Origin of the sequence: Parabacteroides sp. AM17-47 (genome assembly GCF_003434625.1) — a bacterium.
GTDB lineage: Bacteria > Bacteroidota > Bacteroidia > Bacteroidales > Tannerellaceae > Parabacteroides > Parabacteroides distasonis.
Window position 1 is genome coordinate 1 of record NZ_QTLI01000012.1, and the last position, 18,977, is coordinate 18,977.

18 protein-coding genes and 1 pseudogene are annotated in these 18,977 nt (G+C 39.2%); all 19 read left to right on the plus strand.

Going from position 1 to position 18,977, the window contains the following annotated elements:
• The coding region (locus DW205_RS11005) for a UDP-N-acetylglucosamine 4,6-dehydratase family protein (RefSeq protein WP_147326764.1) at positions 1 to 1,044 on the plus strand (1,044 nt) is incomplete at its 5' end.
• 418 nt (positions 1,045 to 1,462) lie between these two features.
• A pseudogene (locus tag DW205_RS11015) lies at positions 1,463 to 1,945 on the plus strand (PD-(D/E)XK nuclease domain-containing protein); the annotation flags it as partial.
• A 192-nt stretch (positions 1,946 to 2,137) separates the two neighbouring features.
• The gene (locus DW205_RS11020; RefSeq protein ID WP_005867682.1) at positions 2,138 to 3,478 is read left to right on the plus strand and encodes a UDP binding domain-containing protein; all 1,341 of its coding nucleotides are present in this window, start codon (positions 2,138 to 2,140) and stop codon (positions 3,476 to 3,478) included.
• Between the two features lie 3 nt (positions 3,479 to 3,481).
• A complete protein-coding gene (locus tag DW205_RS11025; protein ID WP_005867683.1) occupies positions 3,482 to 4,549 on the plus strand; it encodes an NAD-dependent epimerase/dehydratase family protein in 1,068 nt (355 codons plus the stop codon).
• Between the two features lie 146 nt (positions 4,550 to 4,695).
• Positions 4,696 to 5,889: a GDP-L-fucose synthase gene (locus DW205_RS11030; protein WP_005867684.1), complete on the plus strand. Its 1,194-nt coding sequence runs from the start codon at positions 4,696 to 4,698 to the stop codon at positions 5,887 to 5,889.
• A 30-nt stretch (positions 5,890 to 5,919) separates the two neighbouring features.
• On the plus strand, positions 5,920 to 7,032 hold the full coding sequence (gene gmd / locus DW205_RS11035; RefSeq protein ID WP_121963090.1) for a GDP-mannose 4,6-dehydratase: 1,113 nt from the start codon (positions 5,920 to 5,922) through the stop codon (positions 7,030 to 7,032).
• Positions 7,033 to 7,543: 511 nt separating this feature from the next.
• Entirely contained in the window at positions 7,544 to 9,058 is a 1,515-nt protein-coding gene (locus tag DW205_RS11040; RefSeq protein ID WP_005867687.1) for a lipid II flippase MurJ, read from the plus strand.
• A 530-nt stretch (positions 9,059 to 9,588) separates the two neighbouring features.
• A complete protein-coding gene (locus DW205_RS11045; protein WP_227793931.1) occupies positions 9,589 to 10,452 on the plus strand; it encodes a hypothetical protein in 864 nt (287 codons plus the stop codon).
• 32 nt (positions 10,453 to 10,484) lie between these two features.
• Complete coding sequence (locus DW205_RS11050; protein ID WP_005867690.1) at positions 10,485 to 11,066, plus strand: maltose O-acetyltransferase; 582 nt, start codon at positions 10,485 to 10,487, stop codon at positions 11,064 to 11,066.
• Positions 11,067 to 11,079: 13 nt separating this feature from the next.
• Positions 11,080 to 12,111, plus strand: a complete 1,032-nt coding sequence (locus tag DW205_RS11055; protein WP_005867691.1) for a glycosyltransferase — start codon at positions 11,080 to 11,082, stop codon at positions 12,109 to 12,111.
• Between the two features lie 3 nt (positions 12,112 to 12,114).
• Entirely contained in the window at positions 12,115 to 13,020 is a 906-nt protein-coding gene (locus DW205_RS11060) for an alpha-1,2-fucosyltransferase (protein ID WP_005867692.1), read from the plus strand.
• 4 nt (positions 13,021 to 13,024) lie between these two features.
• Positions 13,025 to 13,912, plus strand: a complete 888-nt coding sequence (locus tag DW205_RS11065; RefSeq protein WP_128616951.1) for a hypothetical protein — start codon at positions 13,025 to 13,027, stop codon at positions 13,910 to 13,912.
• Positions 13,913 to 13,925: 13 nt separating this feature from the next.
• Entirely contained in the window at positions 13,926 to 14,570 is a 645-nt protein-coding gene (locus DW205_RS11070; RefSeq protein WP_008777897.1) for a hypothetical protein, read from the plus strand.
• A 33-nt stretch (positions 14,571 to 14,603) separates the two neighbouring features.
• Positions 14,604 to 14,828, plus strand: coding sequence for an acyl carrier protein (locus tag DW205_RS11075; RefSeq protein ID WP_005867792.1), 225 nt, complete (start codon positions 14,604 to 14,606; stop codon positions 14,826 to 14,828).
• Positions 14,829 to 14,833: 5 nt separating this feature from the next.
• Positions 14,834 to 15,580, plus strand: a complete 747-nt coding sequence (locus DW205_RS11080; protein ID WP_005867794.1) for an SDR family NAD(P)-dependent oxidoreductase — start codon at positions 14,834 to 14,836, stop codon at positions 15,578 to 15,580.
• Positions 15,581 to 15,592: 12 nt separating this feature from the next.
• Complete coding sequence (locus DW205_RS11085; RefSeq protein WP_005867795.1) at positions 15,593 to 16,639, plus strand: 3-oxoacyl-ACP synthase III family protein; 1,047 nt, start codon at positions 15,593 to 15,595, stop codon at positions 16,637 to 16,639.
• A gap of 6 nt (positions 16,640 to 16,645) precedes the next feature.
• Entirely contained in the window at positions 16,646 to 16,867 is a 222-nt protein-coding gene (locus DW205_RS11090; RefSeq protein ID WP_005867797.1) for an acyl carrier protein, read from the plus strand.
• Positions 16,868 to 16,872: 5 nt separating this feature from the next.
• Complete coding sequence (locus tag DW205_RS11095; protein WP_005867799.1) at positions 16,873 to 18,090, plus strand: fatty acid--CoA ligase family protein; 1,218 nt, start codon at positions 16,873 to 16,875, stop codon at positions 18,088 to 18,090.
• Positions 18,087 to 18,815 carry an SDR family NAD(P)-dependent oxidoreductase gene (locus DW205_RS11100; protein ID WP_005867801.1) on the plus strand — a complete coding sequence of 243 codons (729 nt, stop codon included), beginning with the start codon at positions 18,087 to 18,089 and terminating at the stop codon, positions 18,813 to 18,815. The genes DW205_RS11095 and DW205_RS11100 overlap by 4 nt, the downstream gene beginning before the upstream one ends.
• The last annotated feature ends 162 nt before the right edge of the window (positions 18,816 to 18,977 follow it).

Here is an 18,977-nt window from a genome sequence, read left to right on the forward strand (position 1 = left end):
CTGTTGGAAGGGAAGACCGTGCTTGTCACGGGAGCCGCCGGCAGTATCGGTAGCGAGATCTGTCGCCAGCTGGCTCATTTTCCGATTAAGAAGTTGGTTTGCTTCGACTCCGCTGAGACTCCGATGCATAATCTTCGTTTGGAATTGGAAGAGAAATACAAGGAACTGAACTTTGTTCCGGTGATCGGCGATGTTCGCAGCCCGGACCGTGTGGATTATGTGTTCCGCAACTGGCACCCCCAAGTGGTGTTCCATGCGGCGGCCTACAAGCATGTCCCCTTGATGGAAGAGAACCCCTGCGAGGCGATCCGAACAAACGTGTTCGGTACTCGTGTGATGGCGGATGCCGCTGTAAGCTATGGCGTGGAGAAATTTGTGATGATCAGTACGGATAAGGCGGTGAACCCCACGAACATCATGGGATGTAGCAAACGCTTGGCCGAGATCTACGTACAGAGTCTGAGCCTTGCGATTGAGCGAGGAGAGGTGAAAGGCGAGACGCGTTTCATTACGACCCGCTTTGGCAATGTCTTAGGTAGTAATGGTTCGGTTATCCCCCGTTTCCGGGAACAAATCGCTCAAGGAGGCCCAGTGACGGTCACCCATCCCGATATTATCCGTTACTTCATGACCATCCCGGAGGCTTGTCGTCTGGTATTAGAGGCCGGAACGATGGGTAAGGGCGGTGAGATCTTTATCTTCGACATGGGTGAGCCGGTGAAGATAGCGGATTTGGCGAAGCGCATGATTGAACTGTCCGGGTTGCAGGTAGACAAGGATATCGAGATCAAGTATACTGGTCTTCGCCCCGGCGAGAAATTGTATGAAGAGCTACTGAATAATAAGGAGAACACGAAAGAGACCCCTCACGAGAAGATTCGAGTAGCGGCGGTTCGTGAGTATATCTATAAGGATGTAGTAGAACATATTAATGTATTAACCGAATTGTCTCTCCGTGTCCAAATCCTTTTGATGGTGAAGGAGATGAAAGCCTTCGTCCCTGAGTTCAAGAGCCAGAACTCCCAGTTTGAGGAGTTGGATTGAATTGATTCGCCATCTCATCCTGTCGATTAATTATCCATATAGGATAACGTTTGCCAAACTCGAGTATCTCGGTTTTGGTAATGCACTTACTGAGCCTGCCCAATATGACAAGCATAAGTATGTCTTCAAGTTTATGCTTGAAATTGCCTTTCCCGGTTCTACGGTATTCAGGTACTGAAGTTACGAACTCTCTTAGATGTTTCATGATGCTGCCACTCGGACAGTCGAAATGCTTTTTTAGTATTATTACACCTAAAAACTTCTATATCAATTGAATGAATCGTATTTTTTTCGATAGCAAAAATACAGGCGGAAGACAAAACCGACATCACGTCGCTCTTGAAATCCGCCTATAAAAAATCTTTTATATGATTAAAAAGAAACACCGAAGACGGTGCTTCGGCATCCCCGTTTCAGCGGCCTGTATCAGTTGGATATCCCGAACAAGGAGGTTCGGATCGGCTTGATGCGCAGCTTGTTGCCTAACTATGTGCAACGCCCCGCCGAGTTGAATACGTTGGTGGCGGAGAAGATTTATAATGGCGATATGGACGGCGCTTTAGTTTTGATGCGCACGGTTCTCTCCACGATCCCCTATTGCGAGAATACGCATTACGAGGGACATTACCAACAATTGCTTTATGTGATTTTTACGTTGATAGGCAATTATGTGGACGTAGAGGTCCGTACCCCCAAAGGCCGTGTGGATATGGTGATGCGCACCCCGACCACCCTCTATGTCGTGGAATTAAAGTTGAATAAAACCGCGGATACAGCCCTTGAGCAAATCCATTTGCGCAATTACCCGGAGCGCTTCGCCCTTTGCGGATTACCCATCGTAAAGGTTGGGATCAATTTCGATACGGAGAAGCGAACGTTGGGGGATTGGGTGATTGAATAAAGAAGGTAAACGCAATATTTTTTACTGAACTCGGTTAAGACACTTTTGAAGTGTCTTAATGAGGAGTATGTCCTAAATTGAATACTTACTACCTGTTACTTTTGGTATAAAACAAACAACTTAACTGTGAATCATCTTTTTGAAAATCAGAAAGATGAAAAGTATTTTAGGGCTAACAAAAAAATAATCAATATGAATAAAGAAATCAAGATCGCCGTGGCCGGAACCGGTTACGTGGGATTGAGTATCGCTACCTTGCTGGCACAACATCATCCGGTGACAGCGGTGGACGTGATACCGGAGAAGGTGGATCTTATCAACCGTAAGAAATCACCGATTCAAGATGAGTATATCAAGCGATATCTCGCTGAGAAAGATTTGAACCTGCGAGCTACGCTTGATGGCGAGGCGGCTTATCGTGATGCCGATTTCATTGTCATTGCGGCTCCCACCAATTATGATCCGCTGCGGAATTACTTCGATACACATCATATAGAGGATGTGATCGATTTGGTATTGAACGTCAATCCGGATGCCGTGATGGTCATTAAATCAACCATTCCTGTTGGGTATTGCCGTTCGCTTTATGTGAAGTATGCTCTCAAGTTTATGACAGATCCATCTCTTAAGGGACATTATTTCAATCTTCTATTCTCTCCAGAGTTTCTTCGTGAAAGCAAGGCCTTACTTGATAATTTGGAACCTTCGAGAATTATCGTGGGCTATCCTAAAGTACTCCCCTCTGATCAAGATAGAAACTGGGATGAGGAGAATGCGGCAATTGCAGCTATTGGCAATCCAAATGCGGAAGATTACGCCAAGATCTTTGCGAATCTTCTTCAAGAGGGTGCAATCAAGGAGAACGTTCCGACTCTATTCATGGGTATGAAGGAAGCAGAGGCTGTCAAACTCTTTGCCAACACCTATCTCGCTCTTCGAGTTTCTTATTTCAATGAGCTTGATACCTATGCGGAAGTAAAGGGGCTCGATTCACAGGCAATTATTAATGGCATTGGTCTCGATCCACGTATTGGTACTCACTACAATAACCCGTCATTTGGTTATGGTGGTTATTGTCTCCCAAAGGATACCAAGCAACTTCTTGCCAATTATGAAAACGTGCCACAGGCTATGATGTCTGCGATTGTGGAGTCTAATCGTACCCGAAAGGATTATATTGCCGATGCCGTACTTCGCAAGGCTGGCTATTACAATGAAAATGCTGTATGGGATGCCGCTAAAGAGCATGAATGTGTTATCGGTGTGTACCGCTTGACTATGAAGTCTAACTCTGACAACTTCCGCCAGTCTGCAATCCAGGGTATCATGAAGCGTATCAAGGCCAAAGGCGCAGAGGTCATAATCTATGAGCCAACTCTTGAAAATGGTACTTCATTCTTCGGCTCTCTGGTAATCAACAATCTTGAGGAGTTCAAACAGAAGTCAAAGGCCATCATCGCCAACCGCTATGACTCATGCCTCGATGATGTGATTGAGAAGGTTTATACTCGTGACATATTTAAGCGTGATTAACTCATGGTACAGTATAATGTAAATCTTGAGGGCAAGACCGTTCTCGTTACTGGAGCAGCAGGCTTTATCGGATCTAATCTCGTTAAGCGTTTGTTTAAGGATATAAAGAATATCAAGGTAATCGGTATTGACAGCATCACAGACTACTACGATGTCAACATCAAGTACGAGCGTCTCAAAGAAATAGAGGCTCTTAACCGAGATTGGGAGTTTGTTCATGCAAGCATCTCAGATAAGGTTGCTGTCGAGAAGATATTTACTGACAACAAGATAGCTGTTGTCGTAAATCTCGCAGCTCAGGCAGGAGTTCGTTACTCTATCACCAATCCTGATGCCTACATAGAGAGCAATCTTATCGGTTTCTACAACCTTCTTGAAGCTTGCCGTCATCATGAAGTTGAACATTTGGTATATGCATCATCATCATCAGTCTATGGTTCTAATAAGAAGGTTCCATATTCAACAGATGACAAGGTGGATAATCCAGTCAGCCTGTATGCTGCCACCAAGAAGAGTAACGAACTTATGGCACACGCTTATTCGAAGCTTTACAATATCCCATCAACAGGTCTTCGTTTCTTCACTGTATATGGACCTGCAGGCCGTCCTGATATGGCCTACTTCGGATTCACCAACAAGCTTCGTGATGGCAAGACCATCCAGATCTTTAACTATGGAAACTGCAAGCGTGACTTTACCTATGTCGATGATATCGTCGAGGGTGTAGTTCGCATCATGCAGCACGCTCCCGAGAAGCAGAATGGAGAAGATGGACTTCCAATCCCAGCGTACAAAGTATATAATATCGGTAACAATTCACCTGAAAACCTTCTTGACTTCGTCTCTATCCTACAGGAGGAGCTCATCCGTGCCAAGGTGCTACCGCAGAACTACGATTTTGAGGCTCACAAGGAACTTGTCCCAATGCGGCCTGGTGACGTATCTGTAACATATGCAGATACTACACCTCTTGAACAAGATTTTGGATTTAAGCCATCAACTTCTTTGCGTGATGGTCTTAGAGCATTTGCAGAATGGTATTCAACATATTATATATGCGTTGATAAATGACCATTTGTGCATTCCTTAAAGAGTAATTGATATATTATTTTATTTGAATCTGCATTATAGTATGTGGATCTGTGGGTTCAATGATTATTCCGCACAATAAAAATAATTCAGAGTGAAACACGCTTTTTTATTTTCAAATTAATCATATGTTAGATAAATCAAGCAAAATATATGTTGCAGGCCATAGGGGCCTCGTAGGTTCCGCAATTTGGAACAACCTCTTGCGGAGAGGCTACACCAATCTCGTAGGTCGCACTCACAAGGATCTTGATCTCACAGATCAGTATGCTGTAAAAAAGTTTTTCGATGAGGAGCAGCCTGATGCTGTAGTACTAGCAGCTGCCTTTGTAGGTGGCATCATGGCCAACAGTCTTTATCGTGCTGACTTTCTGATGATGAATATGAAGATCCAGTGCAACGTTATTTCCGAGGCATATGCTCATGATGTGAAGAAACTCCTCTTCCTTGGCTCTACCTGTATCTATCCTAAGAATGCGCTTCAGCCCATGAAGGAGGACTGCCTCCTCACTAGTGAATTGGAATACACCAACGAGGAATACGCCATTGCCAAGATTGCTGGTCTCAAGATGTGCGAGTCGTACAATCTCCAGTACGGTACCAACTATATTGCCGTAATGCCTACCAACCTCTATGGTCCTAATGACAATTTTCATCTGGAGAATTCGCACGTTATGCCAGCCATGATGCGTAAGGTTTATCTCGCAAAGCTCATCAACGATGGTAATTGGGAAGCTATTCGCAAAGACCTCAATATTCGTCCTGTAGGAGCAAATATAAAGGAAAATCGTTATGTCATTGATGGCAACAGTTCAGAAGCTGAGATTCTCAAAGTCCTTTCCTTCTATGGTATAGAGCACAACAAGGTGAACCTCTGGGGCACAGGTAAGCCTCTTCGTGAGTTCCTCTGGAGTGAGGATATGGCAGACGCATCAGTTCACGTTCTTCTCAACGTTAACTTCTCCGACATCATTGGTATCGAGAAATACTCATCAGTCCATTACGGCAACAAAGCGGATGGTGTAGTTGATCGCAACCACTCAACTGGTCGTGGTGGCGCAATCCCAAGCCTTGGCGAGATCCGCAACTGTCACATCAATGTGGGTACAGGGAAGGAAATCACCATTTGCGAGCTTTCAGAACTTGTAGTCAAGGCAGTAGGTTTCACCGGAACAGTTGAGTTTGATACTGCTAAACCTGATGGTACTATGCGTAAGCTCATAGATGTCAGCAAGCTTCATTTTCTTGGATGGACACATAAGGTTGATATTGAAGATGGTGTTCAGAAGCTTTTCGAATGGTACGAGGAGAGCATAAGTTGAAAACAATTCAATAACGCAAAAAATACAATTATGTCAAAGAATATTGCACTTATCACAGGTGTTACTGGACAGGACGGTAGCTACCTCTCTGAATTTCTTTTGGCCAAGGGCTATGAGGTCCATGGTATCATCCGCCGCTCATCAGTAGATTTCCGTGAGCGTATCGCGCACCTCGAAGGAACTCCAAATTTCCACCTGCATTATGCTGACCTCACCGACTCTATGTCGCTTGTGAAGCTTGTGGACGAGGTGCAGCCGACAGAGATTTATAACTTGGCTGCTCAGTCTCACGTTCAAGTGTCTTTCGATGCTCCTGAGTTTACTGCAGAGGTAGATGCAACAGGTGTTCTTCGCATACTGGAGGCTGTCCGTACCAATCACCTTGAGAAGAGCTGTAAGATTTATCAGGCATCAACTTCTGAGCTCTATGGTAAGGTAGAGGAGGTTCCCCAGAACGAGAATACCCCATTTCACCCATATTCACCATATGCTGTCGCTAAACTCTATGGCTTCTGGATTGTGAAGGAGTATCGTGAGGCATATGATATGTTCTGTTGCTCAGGCATCCTCTTCAACCACGAGTCTGAGCGTAGAGGCGAGACATTCGTAACCCGCAAGATAACTCTCGCTGCTGCACACATTACCCAGGGTAAGCAGGATTGCCTCTACCTTGGCAATCTAGACTCCCTTCGCGACTGGGGGTATGCCAAGGATTATGTTGAGTGTATGTGGCTTATCCTCCAGCACGATAAGCCAGAAGATTTCGTTATTGCTACAGGTGTACAGCATACTGTTCGTGAGTTTGCTACTCTCGCTTTCCATCACGCTGGTATAGAACTTAGTTGGGAAGGTGAAGGCATTAATGAGAAAGGTATTGTAATATCTGGCCCTGAATTTCTTGTAGGCAAGGTCGTTGTAGCCGTATCTGAAGATTTCTATCGTCCTACCGATGTGGTGAATCTCTGGGGCGATCCAACCAAGGCTAAGAATGAACTTGGTTGGAATCCTATGACCACCACCTTCGAGCAACTCGTCGAGCTCATGGTTAAGCATGATATGGCTAAAGTCGCTGCTGATCATGCTGCTGAAGGTGTTCGCAAGATGAACCTTGCTGAGTATCTTGAAAAAGGTATCGTAAAGTAATATTCCAATTTGGAAAGTCGTTGTATAGGTAGTACATTTGTATGTGGTTCATACCACCAACGGCTTCAAATAGCTCCTTAAAAGGAGGGTTGTTCTGTCATAGAAGGCAAGGATATGACGTGTTTGCGTGGAAAATGCATGGTTTCGGTGGAGGTAGATACCAGGCACTTGTGGTGTTAGACAGTAAGATATTTTGCCATAATCATCGAGAAGCCATAGAACTTCATGTTCGAAGGCAATAATATCAATCAGAACTTTGCCATTCCTAGATATGATGAAGTTATATCATAAGCGATAGAATTTATTTACAGAAAAAGAAGAATTCCAAAGATTTTTTTCATGCGTAATGAATAAAAGGGAGACTCTTGAAAGTACTCCTCAATATTGGATCTTTATGATATGCATGTTACTGTTTAGTATCGGAGCATTTCTTTCAAAGTAAAATTTCATTGTTTCTGTCGGATTTAGGAATTTGTAATACGATGTTCTGAAGGTTGACATATGTAAATGTATGAAAAAAACATTCGTTATTAGTCTTATTTTTATTGTTTGTGGTATATTAGGCTTTGTTTGCCAATTGTTGTATGCCTATTTCTTTGGCTTAGGGAAAGAGATGGATATTTATTTTTCGTTTCTCTCCATTCCTGCGATTATAACAGGTGCGTCTGGTGCTGTTTTTTCATCTTTGTTTTTCCCTATTTTTGCTCGAATAGATTCAGTTGAGTTAGATTCTTATATTTGGACTATAAAAGAGTGTGTATCAAAAATAGCATTGCTTATAGCTGTTGTTGGCTTTGTAATTACATATTTTAATATGGATTACATTGTTGGTTCCATAGAAAAATCATATTATAATCTTTCTTTATTGTTGGCTTTTTTATTGTGGATTAATGCATACATGTCAATCGTTAATGGTTTTCTTTCTTCTGTCCAAAATTATTTCAAAAATTTTTTAATTGTATCTTTATCTCAGTTGCTGGTATACATTTTTATCATATTATTTGTGCTTATTCTTCATCAGGTTATAGGAGTAAATTCTATTGCTTTTGGTATGCTATTTTCAGCATTTATTTCTTATATAGTAAATCGATATTATGGTAATTTATTCAAGAAATCCCAATCGTATACCAAAATGGACTCTTTTGTAGTTGTCCAAAACATTATACTAATAATTATATCTTTTTTCCCATTCCATTCGTTTGCTTCAATTGCATATTTGTGGGCCGGACAACTAGATTATGAAGGTGGCGTTTCGCTTTTAGGTTATTCTCATAGTTTTTGCGCTTTTCTTTCTGTTGCTGCAAGTATGGGGTTGTCAACCGTTTCTTTCCCTGATCTTGCTAGGTCTCTTTCTTCAAAGAATAAGGAAATAGTTAACCAAGGATTTATTAATTTTTGGAAACAAATAGAAGCCGTCGTTGTTTTTTCAACATTTGTTGCTGTTTTTACATCCGTATTTGCTTGCCCAATAATAAGTGTTCTTTTTTTAAGAGGGGAATTTGATAATGAAGCTGTTATTGGATTATCTTCAGTTCTTCCTATATATCTTGTGAATGGAGTGCTGATTGCAATAATGAATTTGACGAGGAATGTTTTTTATTCATTAAATAAGCAAAAAATATTTGCGGTTTTTAGTGGGTTAGTGACATTTATTTTCTTTTTTTCTTCGATTATATTTTCAATACAAGTAAATTATATCTTTGTTGGATTTGTTGAGACTATATCTATGGGATTGTTTGCTTTGATTTCTCTATTTTATATAAATTCATTAGCAAAAGTGTTTTGGTTTAAAGATATAGTAAAGTTGCTTAGTCAAATTGTTTTATTAATTTTAATTGCAATATTCTTGTATCTCTTTTATAAAAATATTCTCAATTATTATTTGAATAATATAGTTTGTTTGCTGATAAGTGGAGTCTTGTATACAGTTTTAGCAGATTTTCTTTTATGCAAGATTTTAGTTAATGAAATGATTTTGTCTGTCAATGAAAAAATTGCACATGTGATAAAAAGTAAACTTTTTTGAAAGTTTTTCGATGATATTTTATTGGTGTTAGGCTATGGTTATCTAATTGTAATTGTTAGTGATGAATGGCTTGTGTTGATGATAATGTACAATGTTTTTACTTAGTTAATTATATATAGTGGAATTCGATTAATTGCTAAACTTTTAATTCTATGGATGATATTAATATGGATATAATATTGTTGTGTTTTCAAGTTTTTGTATGGGTATCATGTATATTTAAGTTATGGAATAGGAATAGATTTTATGCCATTTTTTGTATGGTTATTTATTTGTATTTATTACCGACAGAAATTACTTATAGATTTTTTCCATATCTATATGATGCATACTGGGGAAAAGATGTTTGGTGTGAATTGTATTGGTTTGTTAACTTTTCATTGATTACGTTATTTATAGTCCTAAATCATACATCCAAAATTCATAAGGTCTATAATGTTGTATATTATAGGAGGAGAAATTCAAAATCAATAGTTTGTTTTTTTGTTCTTGTGTTTAGTTTTTTAAGTTCATATTTATTAGTTACCAATATGGTGAAAATTTCTTACCAATCCTTAGTGGAAAATGGATCGATGGGAAACGAGAATATTTTGATGACTATAATTGATCAAATGTTTAAGTGGTTGCCTGCTTTCGTGATATTCCCAATGGTTGCTATGGAACAGAAAAAATGGTATATGCAAGTTTTTACTGCATATAATATTTTACTTTATACTATCTATAATATTCTATCAGGATCTCGTTCTGATATCCTTGCAGTTATATTGGGACTTGTACTTTTATGGATATATGGACGTAAGATAAGGATTAAACAAGTTTTTGTTTTGTCTTTTATCGCTATTACGTTTCTATATTTAGCGAGTTTTACTTATTCGTTAAGAGGAGGTGTTAATGAGGGGACATTGGAAGATATTTTACTTAAACAAGATTATACAGCGCCAGCGTATAATTTGGTTGGTGTTATTGGCAAAAATATTATTGATCCATTAATGGTTATTAATTCTCAGATTATAAAAACATTTCCATTATTGGGAGGTGATTGGTTATATTTTTTGATTGCAGATTCTCTTTTTCCTAGTTCTCAAGTAAGCGCCTCTCAGGGATGGGCTTTTCATCCTTTTGCTGAAGGTTATATCTTTTGTGGCTTTTTAGGGTTTGTATATAATGGATTGGTGATAGGTCTAGGATTGTCAATATGGAATCGTTTTATTTTAACTAATAATGAAAGATTTAATCGATTTATGTTCGCAATTATGGGATGCATTTTTTTCTCATTGGTGAGATCACAGTCTGTGAATTTCTTTAGGTATATGTATTATATGTTTATTCCATCAGCTTACATATATTCTCGATTATCTAATATAAAGATCAATTATCGGGGGTTCTTGCGATAACCCCCTAATAAGCAGAACTAAACATCACGTTTATGATATTTACAAGAAAAGATCTGCAAGAATATTTAAAGCGAGATAATCTAGGGTTTGGTTCCCAGACTTTTTATAAGCGTATGATAAAAAGATTGGGAGGATATGAAAATTATTATATATATGAATTTTTTCGTGTATTGAGGCATTATGAATTTTACCTAAATTTAGAAAAACGTACTCTATTGGAGAGGGTATTTCTGTTGTATTGGAAATATAGATACAATCACAGCAGAATAAAATCAAATATGTTTGTTGCTCCTAATACTTTTGGGCCAGGTGTCATGATTGTACATCCAGGTTTTCTTCGTTGTGATAGTTGGATTCATATTGGAGAAAATTGCACAGTTCTTCCTAATGTTTTATTTGGAAAACGTAATGCTATGAATTTTGGCTCTAAATGTAGTATCAATGTAGGAAACAATGTTTATATTTCTGTCGGAGCAATAATCTTGGGACCTATAACAATTGGCGACAATGTTGTTATTGGGGCTGGATCTGTTGTAAATAAGGATATCCCTAATAATGTAATAGTAGCAGGTGTTCCTGCAAAGCAAATTGGATTTACTTTGTCAACAAATTAAGGTGGAAAAAAGTATGAATAGATTAACTTTTATAGGAAGTATTCAATTAAATAGCCCAAGTACAGGTGGTGGTGTGCAAACAAAGAATCAGCATTTTTTGAGATATATACTCTCTAAAAATGTTGACTGTAGAGTCTTTGATACTTGGAAAAAAAAATCCGTATTGTCGTTAATTATGTCTCTAATATATATTGTAAGAACTAAAAGAAGTGAGCCAATCATTCTGTCAATATCAACTAGAGGTGCTTATTATATAGCAAAAATACTAAATTTAACTCATCTAAAACGGAGAATTTTCTATTGGGTTGCAGGAGGAGATTTGGCAATAGATCTCAAAAACGTATCTCTTAAAAACCGAAGAGTATATGATGTGTTTACTAAAGTAGTAGTTCAATGTAATTATTTGAAACGTGACCTAGAGGAATTATCAATTACTAACTGTGCAATGGTTCCGAATTTTAAACCAGTAATATTTAAACCAACAATTGATAAAGCTATTTTTGAGAAAATACGTTTTGTGTATTTTTCAAGGGTATTAATACAAAAAGGAATCGAAGAAATAATCCAAGCATTTAAGTCTTTAGATAATAAAAACATTTGTTTAGATATTTACGGAACTTTAGTGCCTCCATATGATGAAGGCTATTTTAAGGATTTTTATTACCTAAATATTAATTATAAAGGCTTTCTTGATGTGAGTGTAGAAGATGGTTATAAACAACTATCCGAGTATGATGTTTTACTATTCCCTACATATTTCAAGGGTGAAGGTTTTCCTGGAACATTGTTAGATGCATTCATAGCTGGTGTGCCAGTTATTGCGTCAGACTTCCATGCTAATGGTGAAGTCCTTGTTGATGGTTATAATGGATTGCTTATTCCCCCTAAGGATGCAGTAGCATTATCTACCGCAATGAATAGACTTATTTCAGATATTGATTTGCGCAAAAAATTAAGGAAAAATGCAATTCTTACAGCAAGGGAATATGATGTAGAAATGATACTAGATGAAGCCTTTGCAAGATTAAAAATTTTTGAAGATTAGTATATGAAAATCGTAAATATCATAGGAGGTCTAGGTAACCAGATGTTTCAGTATGCTTTTGCTGTAGCGTTGAAGGCGAAATATCCCAATGAGGAGGTTTTTATTGATACTCAACATTATAAAAATGCTTTCATTAAGGTTTATCATGGCAATAACTTTTATCATAATGGTTATGAGATAGACAAGGTATTCCCGAATGCGACTTTAGAACCTGCCAGACCGAAGGATTTGATGAAGGTTTCGTTCTATATTCCAAATCAAGTTCTTGCTCGAGCTGTTCGTCGCATATTTCCAAAGCGAAAGACAGAGTTTGTGACAGATCAGCAGCCGTATGTGTTTATACCAGAGGCTTTGTCTGTAATAGATGACTGCTATTTTGATGGTTACTGGATGACTCCACTCTACTTTGATAAATATCGTGATAGGATTCTTAAAGAGTTTACTTTTCGTCCATTCGATACAAAGGAGAATTTGGAATTGGAACCTCTTCTCAAACAAGATAACTCTGTGACTGTACACATTCGTCGTGGTGATTATGTCGGATCTTCCTCTTTTGGAGGTATATGCACACTTGATTATTATCGTAATGCAATACGTGAGGCCTATAACTTGATTACTAGCCCAGAGTTCTTTATTTTCTCAAATGACCAGAAATGGTGTATGGAAAATATGAGGAATGAGTTTGGTGATGCAAAGGTTCATTTTATTGCACACAACCGAGGTGCCGATAGTTATCGCGATATGCAACTCCTGTCCATCGCTAGATGCAACATATTGGCAAACAGTTCATTCTCTTGGTGGGGTGCATACTTGAACCAGCGTAAAAATTGTTTTATTATATGCCCACATAAATGGCATAATACGTTGGAATATTCTGATTTGTATTTGCCTACATGGATTAAAATTTAATATTGTGAAGTATAGAACATTTGAATTTGCAGATCGTATTCATGAATTCTTAGGACCCAGAAAACATGATTTAGAGACTGATATCAGAGAAATATCTCGGCTGCTCGAATCTGAGAATCCAAGCATGATATCAAGAATAGGAAGTGTTGAGTTTCAAGCATTATTTTTAATCCGATATTTTCCTTTGAGTTTTCCATTATTGTCAAGATCAAAGAGAAATATGAGAATGAATGCCGGTTTTTTCCCAGTTTCAATGAGAACACTTAAACAGTTTTATCTTCTTTATAAAGAAGATTGCAAAGATATAGACTTGTTCGTAAGGTGGCGAATCGAAGAACTATTTTTTAGTAATTGGTTTAATCATAAAAAATATGTCCATAAGTCAACTTTGGATTCGTTTTTTTCCCAGCAACATCCTTGGACCTATTCTCTAAAAGGGAAAAAGATTCTTGTAGTGCATCCTTTTTCTGAGACCATCGAGAGTCAGTACAAAAACAAAAAGAAGAAACTATTCAAGAACAGCGAGGTGTTGCCTGAGTTTGCTTCATTGCAGACCATTAAGGCTGTGCAGTCAATTGCAGGCAATCCTGTTGGCTTTGACACTTGGTTCGATGCACTTGACTGGATGAAAAGCGAAATTGACAAGAAGGATTTTGATATTGCTCTGCTAGGATGTGGCGCATACGCCCTTCCGCTGGCTGCTCATATCAAACGTATGGGCAAAAAGGCTGTTCACATGGGAGGTGTGCTTCAGTTTCTATTTGGAATAACTTGCAAGCGATATGAAGAGAATGATGAATTTAAGCCTTATATCAATGAGTATTTCGTTTATCCTGATGCCAAAGATAGACCTAAGAATGCTTTTGCGGTAGAGGGTGGTTGTTATTGGTAAAATATTTTGATATATGGCAAATATTCGATTTAGATTAGCTAAGCCAAGTGATGCAAAGCAAATTGCTTATGTTCACTTGCACATCAGAGATAAATATGACCAAGGTTTTTTTGCGCAGGTAAATTATTCTTTCCTTAAGCAATATTATAAGGTAATGCTTAATGATCCAAACGAAGTTATAGTTTGTGCAGAAGATGAGAACGGACTGATAGTAGGTTTTAGCAGCGGTTCACTAGATGCAAGTAAGCAGATGAAATCAATGCGTGATAACAAATTTTCATTTCTGTGGCCATTATTTACCTCTGCAATATCAAACCCGAAATTAATTAAGGCAGCAATTGATAGATTCAAATCAACTAAAGGTGAATCAAATAATCATTATGTCTCTTCTAAAGGTGCCCGAGGTGAATATTGGGGATGGTTGCCAAATAGAAAAGATCCTGAAGTCGCAATTTCTATGAATGACATGTTCATGTCGATTATGAAAACATTGGGAGTGAAAGATTTATTTATTGAAGTAGATACAATTAATAAGCAGATCTTTAAATTTCATAAGATTAATGGAGCTAAGGTTGTTTCTACATTTACACTCCCTGACGGCAGAGAAAGAACAGAGATGGTATATGATTTAACAAAGATAAAATTCAGATTTATATAATAAAATTACGATTAACATTTAAAAATTGCATCAATGAAAGATTTTATTGTGAATTTTGCAGATCAGTTTGACGATCTTGATGCTTCAACAATTAGTGCTGAAACAAACTTCCGAGAATTAGATGGATGGTCATCCATGGTTGCTCTTAGCGTGATGGCAATGGTGGATGATGAGTATGAGGTACAGCTTAGGGCTGACGAAATGCGCAAGACCAACACTATCCAGGAACTCTTTGAACTAATATCTTCAAAGAAGTGAACTGTATGTATAATCCTTTTTCACTTGAGGGTAAAACTATTTTGGTGACAGGAGCCTCCTCTGGTATAGGAAAAGCTACAGCCATTGAGTGTTCTAAGATGGGTGCCAAGGTTGTATTGACTGGTCGTAATGAGGCCAAATTACAGCAGACCTATGATTTATTGATGGGAAATGGTCATTTAATGATTGTGGCTGATTTATCATGTGATGTTGATATTTCAACAATTGTTGAGAAATGCCCATCAATTGATGGACTTGTCAATAATGCGGGACTTTCCATCATACTACCGACTCATTTTATCACTCGTGATAAAATGGAGCAGATAATGTCTGTCAATACTTTGGCTCCAATTCTTTTGATGCAGCAATTATTGAAAAAGAAAAAACTAGAAAAGAATGGATCTGTTGTATTTACTTCGTCTATTTCTGGACCTGTTATTGCAGGAGTTGGCAACGTTATGTATTCTACATCTAAGGCTGCCGTGTGTGGTTTTGTTAAGAATGCTGCATTGGATCTTGCAAGTAAAAATATTAGAGTAAATGCGGTATGTCCAGGTATAATAAATACACATATTTGGGATACAGGAACTATTTCAGAGGAGCAACTTTCTGAAGAAATGAAGAAATACCCTTTAAAGCGATTTGGCAAACCAGAAGAGGTAGCACATGCCATTATCTATTTTCTAAGTGACGCTTCTTCGTTCACTACAGGCACAAATCTTGTGATAGATGGTGGTTTTACCCTTCAATAATCATGAATAATTATGAAAGTAATTCTTAACAATGTTCAGGTTAAGGCCGTGGCTTCATGGTTGCCAAAGAATATTCTAGAAATGGTTTCTCTTGGTGCAGAGTATGGTGATACGGAGGTAGCCAACATTATGAAGGCAACAGGTGTAGAACGTGCTCGCATTGCTGACAAAGACATGTGTTCTTCTGACATGTGCCAGAAGGCAGCTGAAGCGTTAATGGAAAAGGATGGAATCAATAAGGATGAGATTGACGGACTTGTGTTCGTTAGCCAGACGTGCGATTGGATTCTGCCTTCAACGTCTATTGCACTTCAAGACCGTTTAGGTTTGTCAAAGGACACTGTTTGTATTGACATTCATTATGGTTGCTCTGGCTTTATTTATGGTTTATTTCAGGCTGCTTCTTGGATAACTACCGGTGCTTGCAAGAATGTACTCGTATTGGCTGGTGATACGACATCACGCATGATGAATCCTAATGATAAATCACTTCGTATGGTGTTCGGTGATTGCGGTACCGCGAGCCTTGTAACCGTAGGAAATACTTCTATGGGCTTCCATATTCAAAGTGATGGAAGTGGAGCTGATCGTTTGATAGTTCCTGCTGGAGGTTTCCGTTTGCCAGTTTCTGAGGAAACAAGCGTTCTAAAGTGGGATGAGGACAAGAATGGCCGTACTATGAATGACCTTTTCATGGATGGTATGGCCATTTTTAATTTTGCAATAACCGAGGTACATAAAAATGTGAACTCACTAATTGAGTACATGGATTGGGTAAAGGAAGATGTAGGATTCTATGCCCTTCATCAGGCAAATGAATTTATGGTAAACTATGTTCGTAAAAAACTAAAAGTTGCTGCTGAAGTGGCCCCTGCCAATTGCAAGGACTATGGCAATACTGGACCTGCTACCATACCATTTCTGCTGAGTGATGTTTGCAGTCAGAAACAATATGACCTCAAAAAGACCATTATGTGTGGTTTTGGTGTGGGGCTGTCTTGGGGTAGTGTCGCTGCTGACCTTTCTGAAACAAAATTCTATGAACCAATTAATAAATAAAACATTATGCAGACTAAAGTATTAGAAGTTATTAATGATATTCGTGCTTCTAAGAATATGGAAGCTGTTGTAACCCTCAACGAGGGTGATAAGCTCCGTGACGATCTAGGCCTTACTTCATTCGATCTCGCAGAACTTACCGTTCGCATCGAGGATGAGTTCGATATTGACATCTTCGAGGATGGTCTCGTTAATACTGTTGGTGAGATTTATGCAAAACTTAGCTAAATGCAATGGCAGTATTTCTTGTAGATAACGATAAGACTTATACATACGAGGACTTGTTCTGCTCGCTTAATCATGCGATAGAATATTGTCCTTTGCTCAAGACAAGGGATGTATACGTCTATTTCGTTAACCTAATCCGTGCTCTGACTGCAAATAGACCTCTGGTTCTATTGGATTCGGACTTGAATCCTTCGGAGATTGATGGTGTGGACGAGAATGAGGTGAACCAGACAAAAGTTATCGAGCAGAAATCATTTGCTTCGATGGACGATGTGGTGGCTTCGCTTCAGCAGTCTTCATCAGAGATCACCATCTTCACCTCAGGAACTACTGGTCAGCCTAAGAAGGTGGTGCATACCGTTGACACCTTGACTCGTAGCGTTCGTCTTGGCGATAAGTACAAGGGCCAGGTGTGGGCGTATGCCTACAACCCTACTCACATGGCAGGTCTACAGGTGTTCTTTCAAGCATTCGAGAACCAGAATACCCTCATCAACGTGTTCAACAAGCAGAGGGCTGATGTTTACGAGCTGATTGGCAAGTATCAGATTACTCATGTGTCAGCTACTCCTACATTCTATCGTTTGCTCCTCCCTTTCGAGCATGCATACGAGAGCGTGATTCGTGTCACTTTGGGTGGCGAGAAGTCTGAACAGCATCTGTATGACTCCATTATGAAGATCTTTCCAACGGCAAAGATTAATAACGTGTATGCCTCAACCGAGGCAGGATCGTTGTTCGCAGCCAAGGGCGATTGCTTCCAGATACCAGAGAAGATTCGCGATAAGTTTACAGTTGTTGATGACGAGCTGCTTATCCATAAGTCACTTCTTGGACGTTCCGACAGTTTCAAGTTCGAGGGTAATTACTATCACTCTGGTGATCTCATCGAGTGGGTAGACAAGGAGCAAGGACTGTTCCGCTTCAAGAGTCGCAAGAACGAGCTCATCAATGTGGGAGGCTACAAGGTCAATCCAGGAGAAGTGGAGAATGTCCTTCGAGCAATCGATGGCGTGAAGCAAGTGCTTGTCTATGGTAGGGCAAATTCAGTCCTCGGTAGCGTGCTTTGTGCTGACATCCAGTTGGAAGATAGTTCTGAACTCACCAATGTTGATATTAAGAAGGCGCTTACCTCACAGCTGCAGGATTTCAAGATTCCACGCAGAATTAAGTTTGTAGAACAATTCGAATTAACAAGAACCGGTAAACTCAAACGATCATGAGTAAAAATATTATTGTTACAGGTTGCTCTCGTGGCGTAGGTCTCGAAATTTGTCGTGTCCTACTCGAACAAGGCAACAACGTATATGGTATTGCTCGTAGCTATACCGATGAATTCAAGGCTCTGGAAGCAGAGTGCCCTGATCACGTCTTCTTCAAGAGTGTTGACCTTGCTGATTGTGAAAACGTACGCCATAATGTCTTCAAAGACTTTTGTAGCAACAAGGTACAGATTGACGGTTATGTAAATAATGCAGCTGTTGCATACGATGACATTGTGACCAACCTCAATTTGGAGCGACTTCAGGCTATGTACAACGTGAATGTCTTCACTCCAATGATGATGACCAAGAATGTTATTCGCAACATGATTCTTCACAAGGTGAAGGGATCTATTGTACATATCTCTTCTATCTCTGTTCACACAGGCTACAAGGGATTGGCAATGTATGCCTCTTCTAAGGGTGCACTCGAAGCATTCTCAAAGGATACTGCTCGCGAGTGGGGATCCCTCGGCATCCGCTCAAATGTCGTAGTTCCTGGCTTCATGGCAACCGCTATGAGCTCTACTCTTACAGAGGAACAAAGAGGCAAGATTTATGCCCGTACGTCACTCAAGGCAGCTACTAGTATCCGTTCAGTTGCAGAAACTGTTGCTTTCCTTGTAAGCGAGAAGGCAGAGAGTATCACTGGTCAGAATATTCACGTTGATAACGGTACGATATAAGTGATACAAGTTGACAAAATAGTCAATAGTGTATTCAACTCCAATACTTACATTCATTGAGTACATTCATAGTTAGGAGTAAGTGGACGCTTGATAATGAAGCTATAGTCACAATGACAGGTTCTCTTCCAACTGTTGTATATTAGAACTGGATAGCGTTTA

Coding starts and splice junctions, on each gene's coding strand:
- DW205_RS11090 (WP_005867797.1), top strand. CDS start 16,646: ATGCAGACTAAAGTATTAGAAGTTATTAATGATATTCGTGCTTCTAAG.
- DW205_RS11075 (WP_005867792.1), top strand. CDS start 14,604: ATGAAAGATTTTATTGTGAATTTTGCAGATCAGTTTGACGATCTTGAT.
- DW205_RS11060 (WP_005867692.1), top strand. CDS start 12,115: ATGAAAATCGTAAATATCATAGGAGGTCTAGGTAACCAGATGTTTCAG.
- DW205_RS11055 (WP_005867691.1), top strand. CDS start 11,080: ATGAATAGATTAACTTTTATAGGAAGTATTCAATTAAATAGCCCAAGT.
- DW205_RS11080 (WP_005867794.1), top strand. CDS start 14,834: ATGTATAATCCTTTTTCACTTGAGGGTAAAACTATTTTGGTGACAGGA.
- DW205_RS11100 (WP_005867801.1), top strand. CDS start 18,087: ATGAGTAAAAATATTATTGTTACAGGTTGCTCTCGTGGCGTAGGTCTC.
- gmd (WP_121963090.1), top strand. CDS start 5,920: ATGTCAAAGAATATTGCACTTATCACAGGTGTTACTGGACAGGACGGT.
- DW205_RS11095 (WP_005867799.1), top strand. CDS start 16,873: ATGGCAGTATTTCTTGTAGATAACGATAAGACTTATACATACGAGGAC.
- DW205_RS11040 (WP_005867687.1), top strand. CDS start 7,544: ATGAAAAAAACATTCGTTATTAGTCTTATTTTTATTGTTTGTGGTATA.
- DW205_RS11025 (WP_005867683.1), top strand. CDS start 3,482: ATGGTACAGTATAATGTAAATCTTGAGGGCAAGACCGTTCTCGTTACT.
- DW205_RS11070 (WP_008777897.1), top strand. CDS start 13,926: ATGGCAAATATTCGATTTAGATTAGCTAAGCCAAGTGATGCAAAGCAA.
- DW205_RS11085 (WP_005867795.1), top strand. CDS start 15,593: ATGAAAGTAATTCTTAACAATGTTCAGGTTAAGGCCGTGGCTTCATGG.
- DW205_RS11030 (WP_005867684.1), top strand. CDS start 4,696: ATGTTAGATAAATCAAGCAAAATATATGTTGCAGGCCATAGGGGCCTC.
- DW205_RS11045 (WP_227793931.1), top strand. CDS start 9,589: ATGGTGAAAATTTCTTACCAATCCTTAGTGGAAAATGGATCGATGGGA.
- DW205_RS11020 (WP_005867682.1), top strand. CDS start 2,138: ATGAATAAAGAAATCAAGATCGCCGTGGCCGGAACCGGTTACGTGGGA.
- DW205_RS11050 (WP_005867690.1), top strand. CDS start 10,485: ATGATATTTACAAGAAAAGATCTGCAAGAATATTTAAAGCGAGATAAT.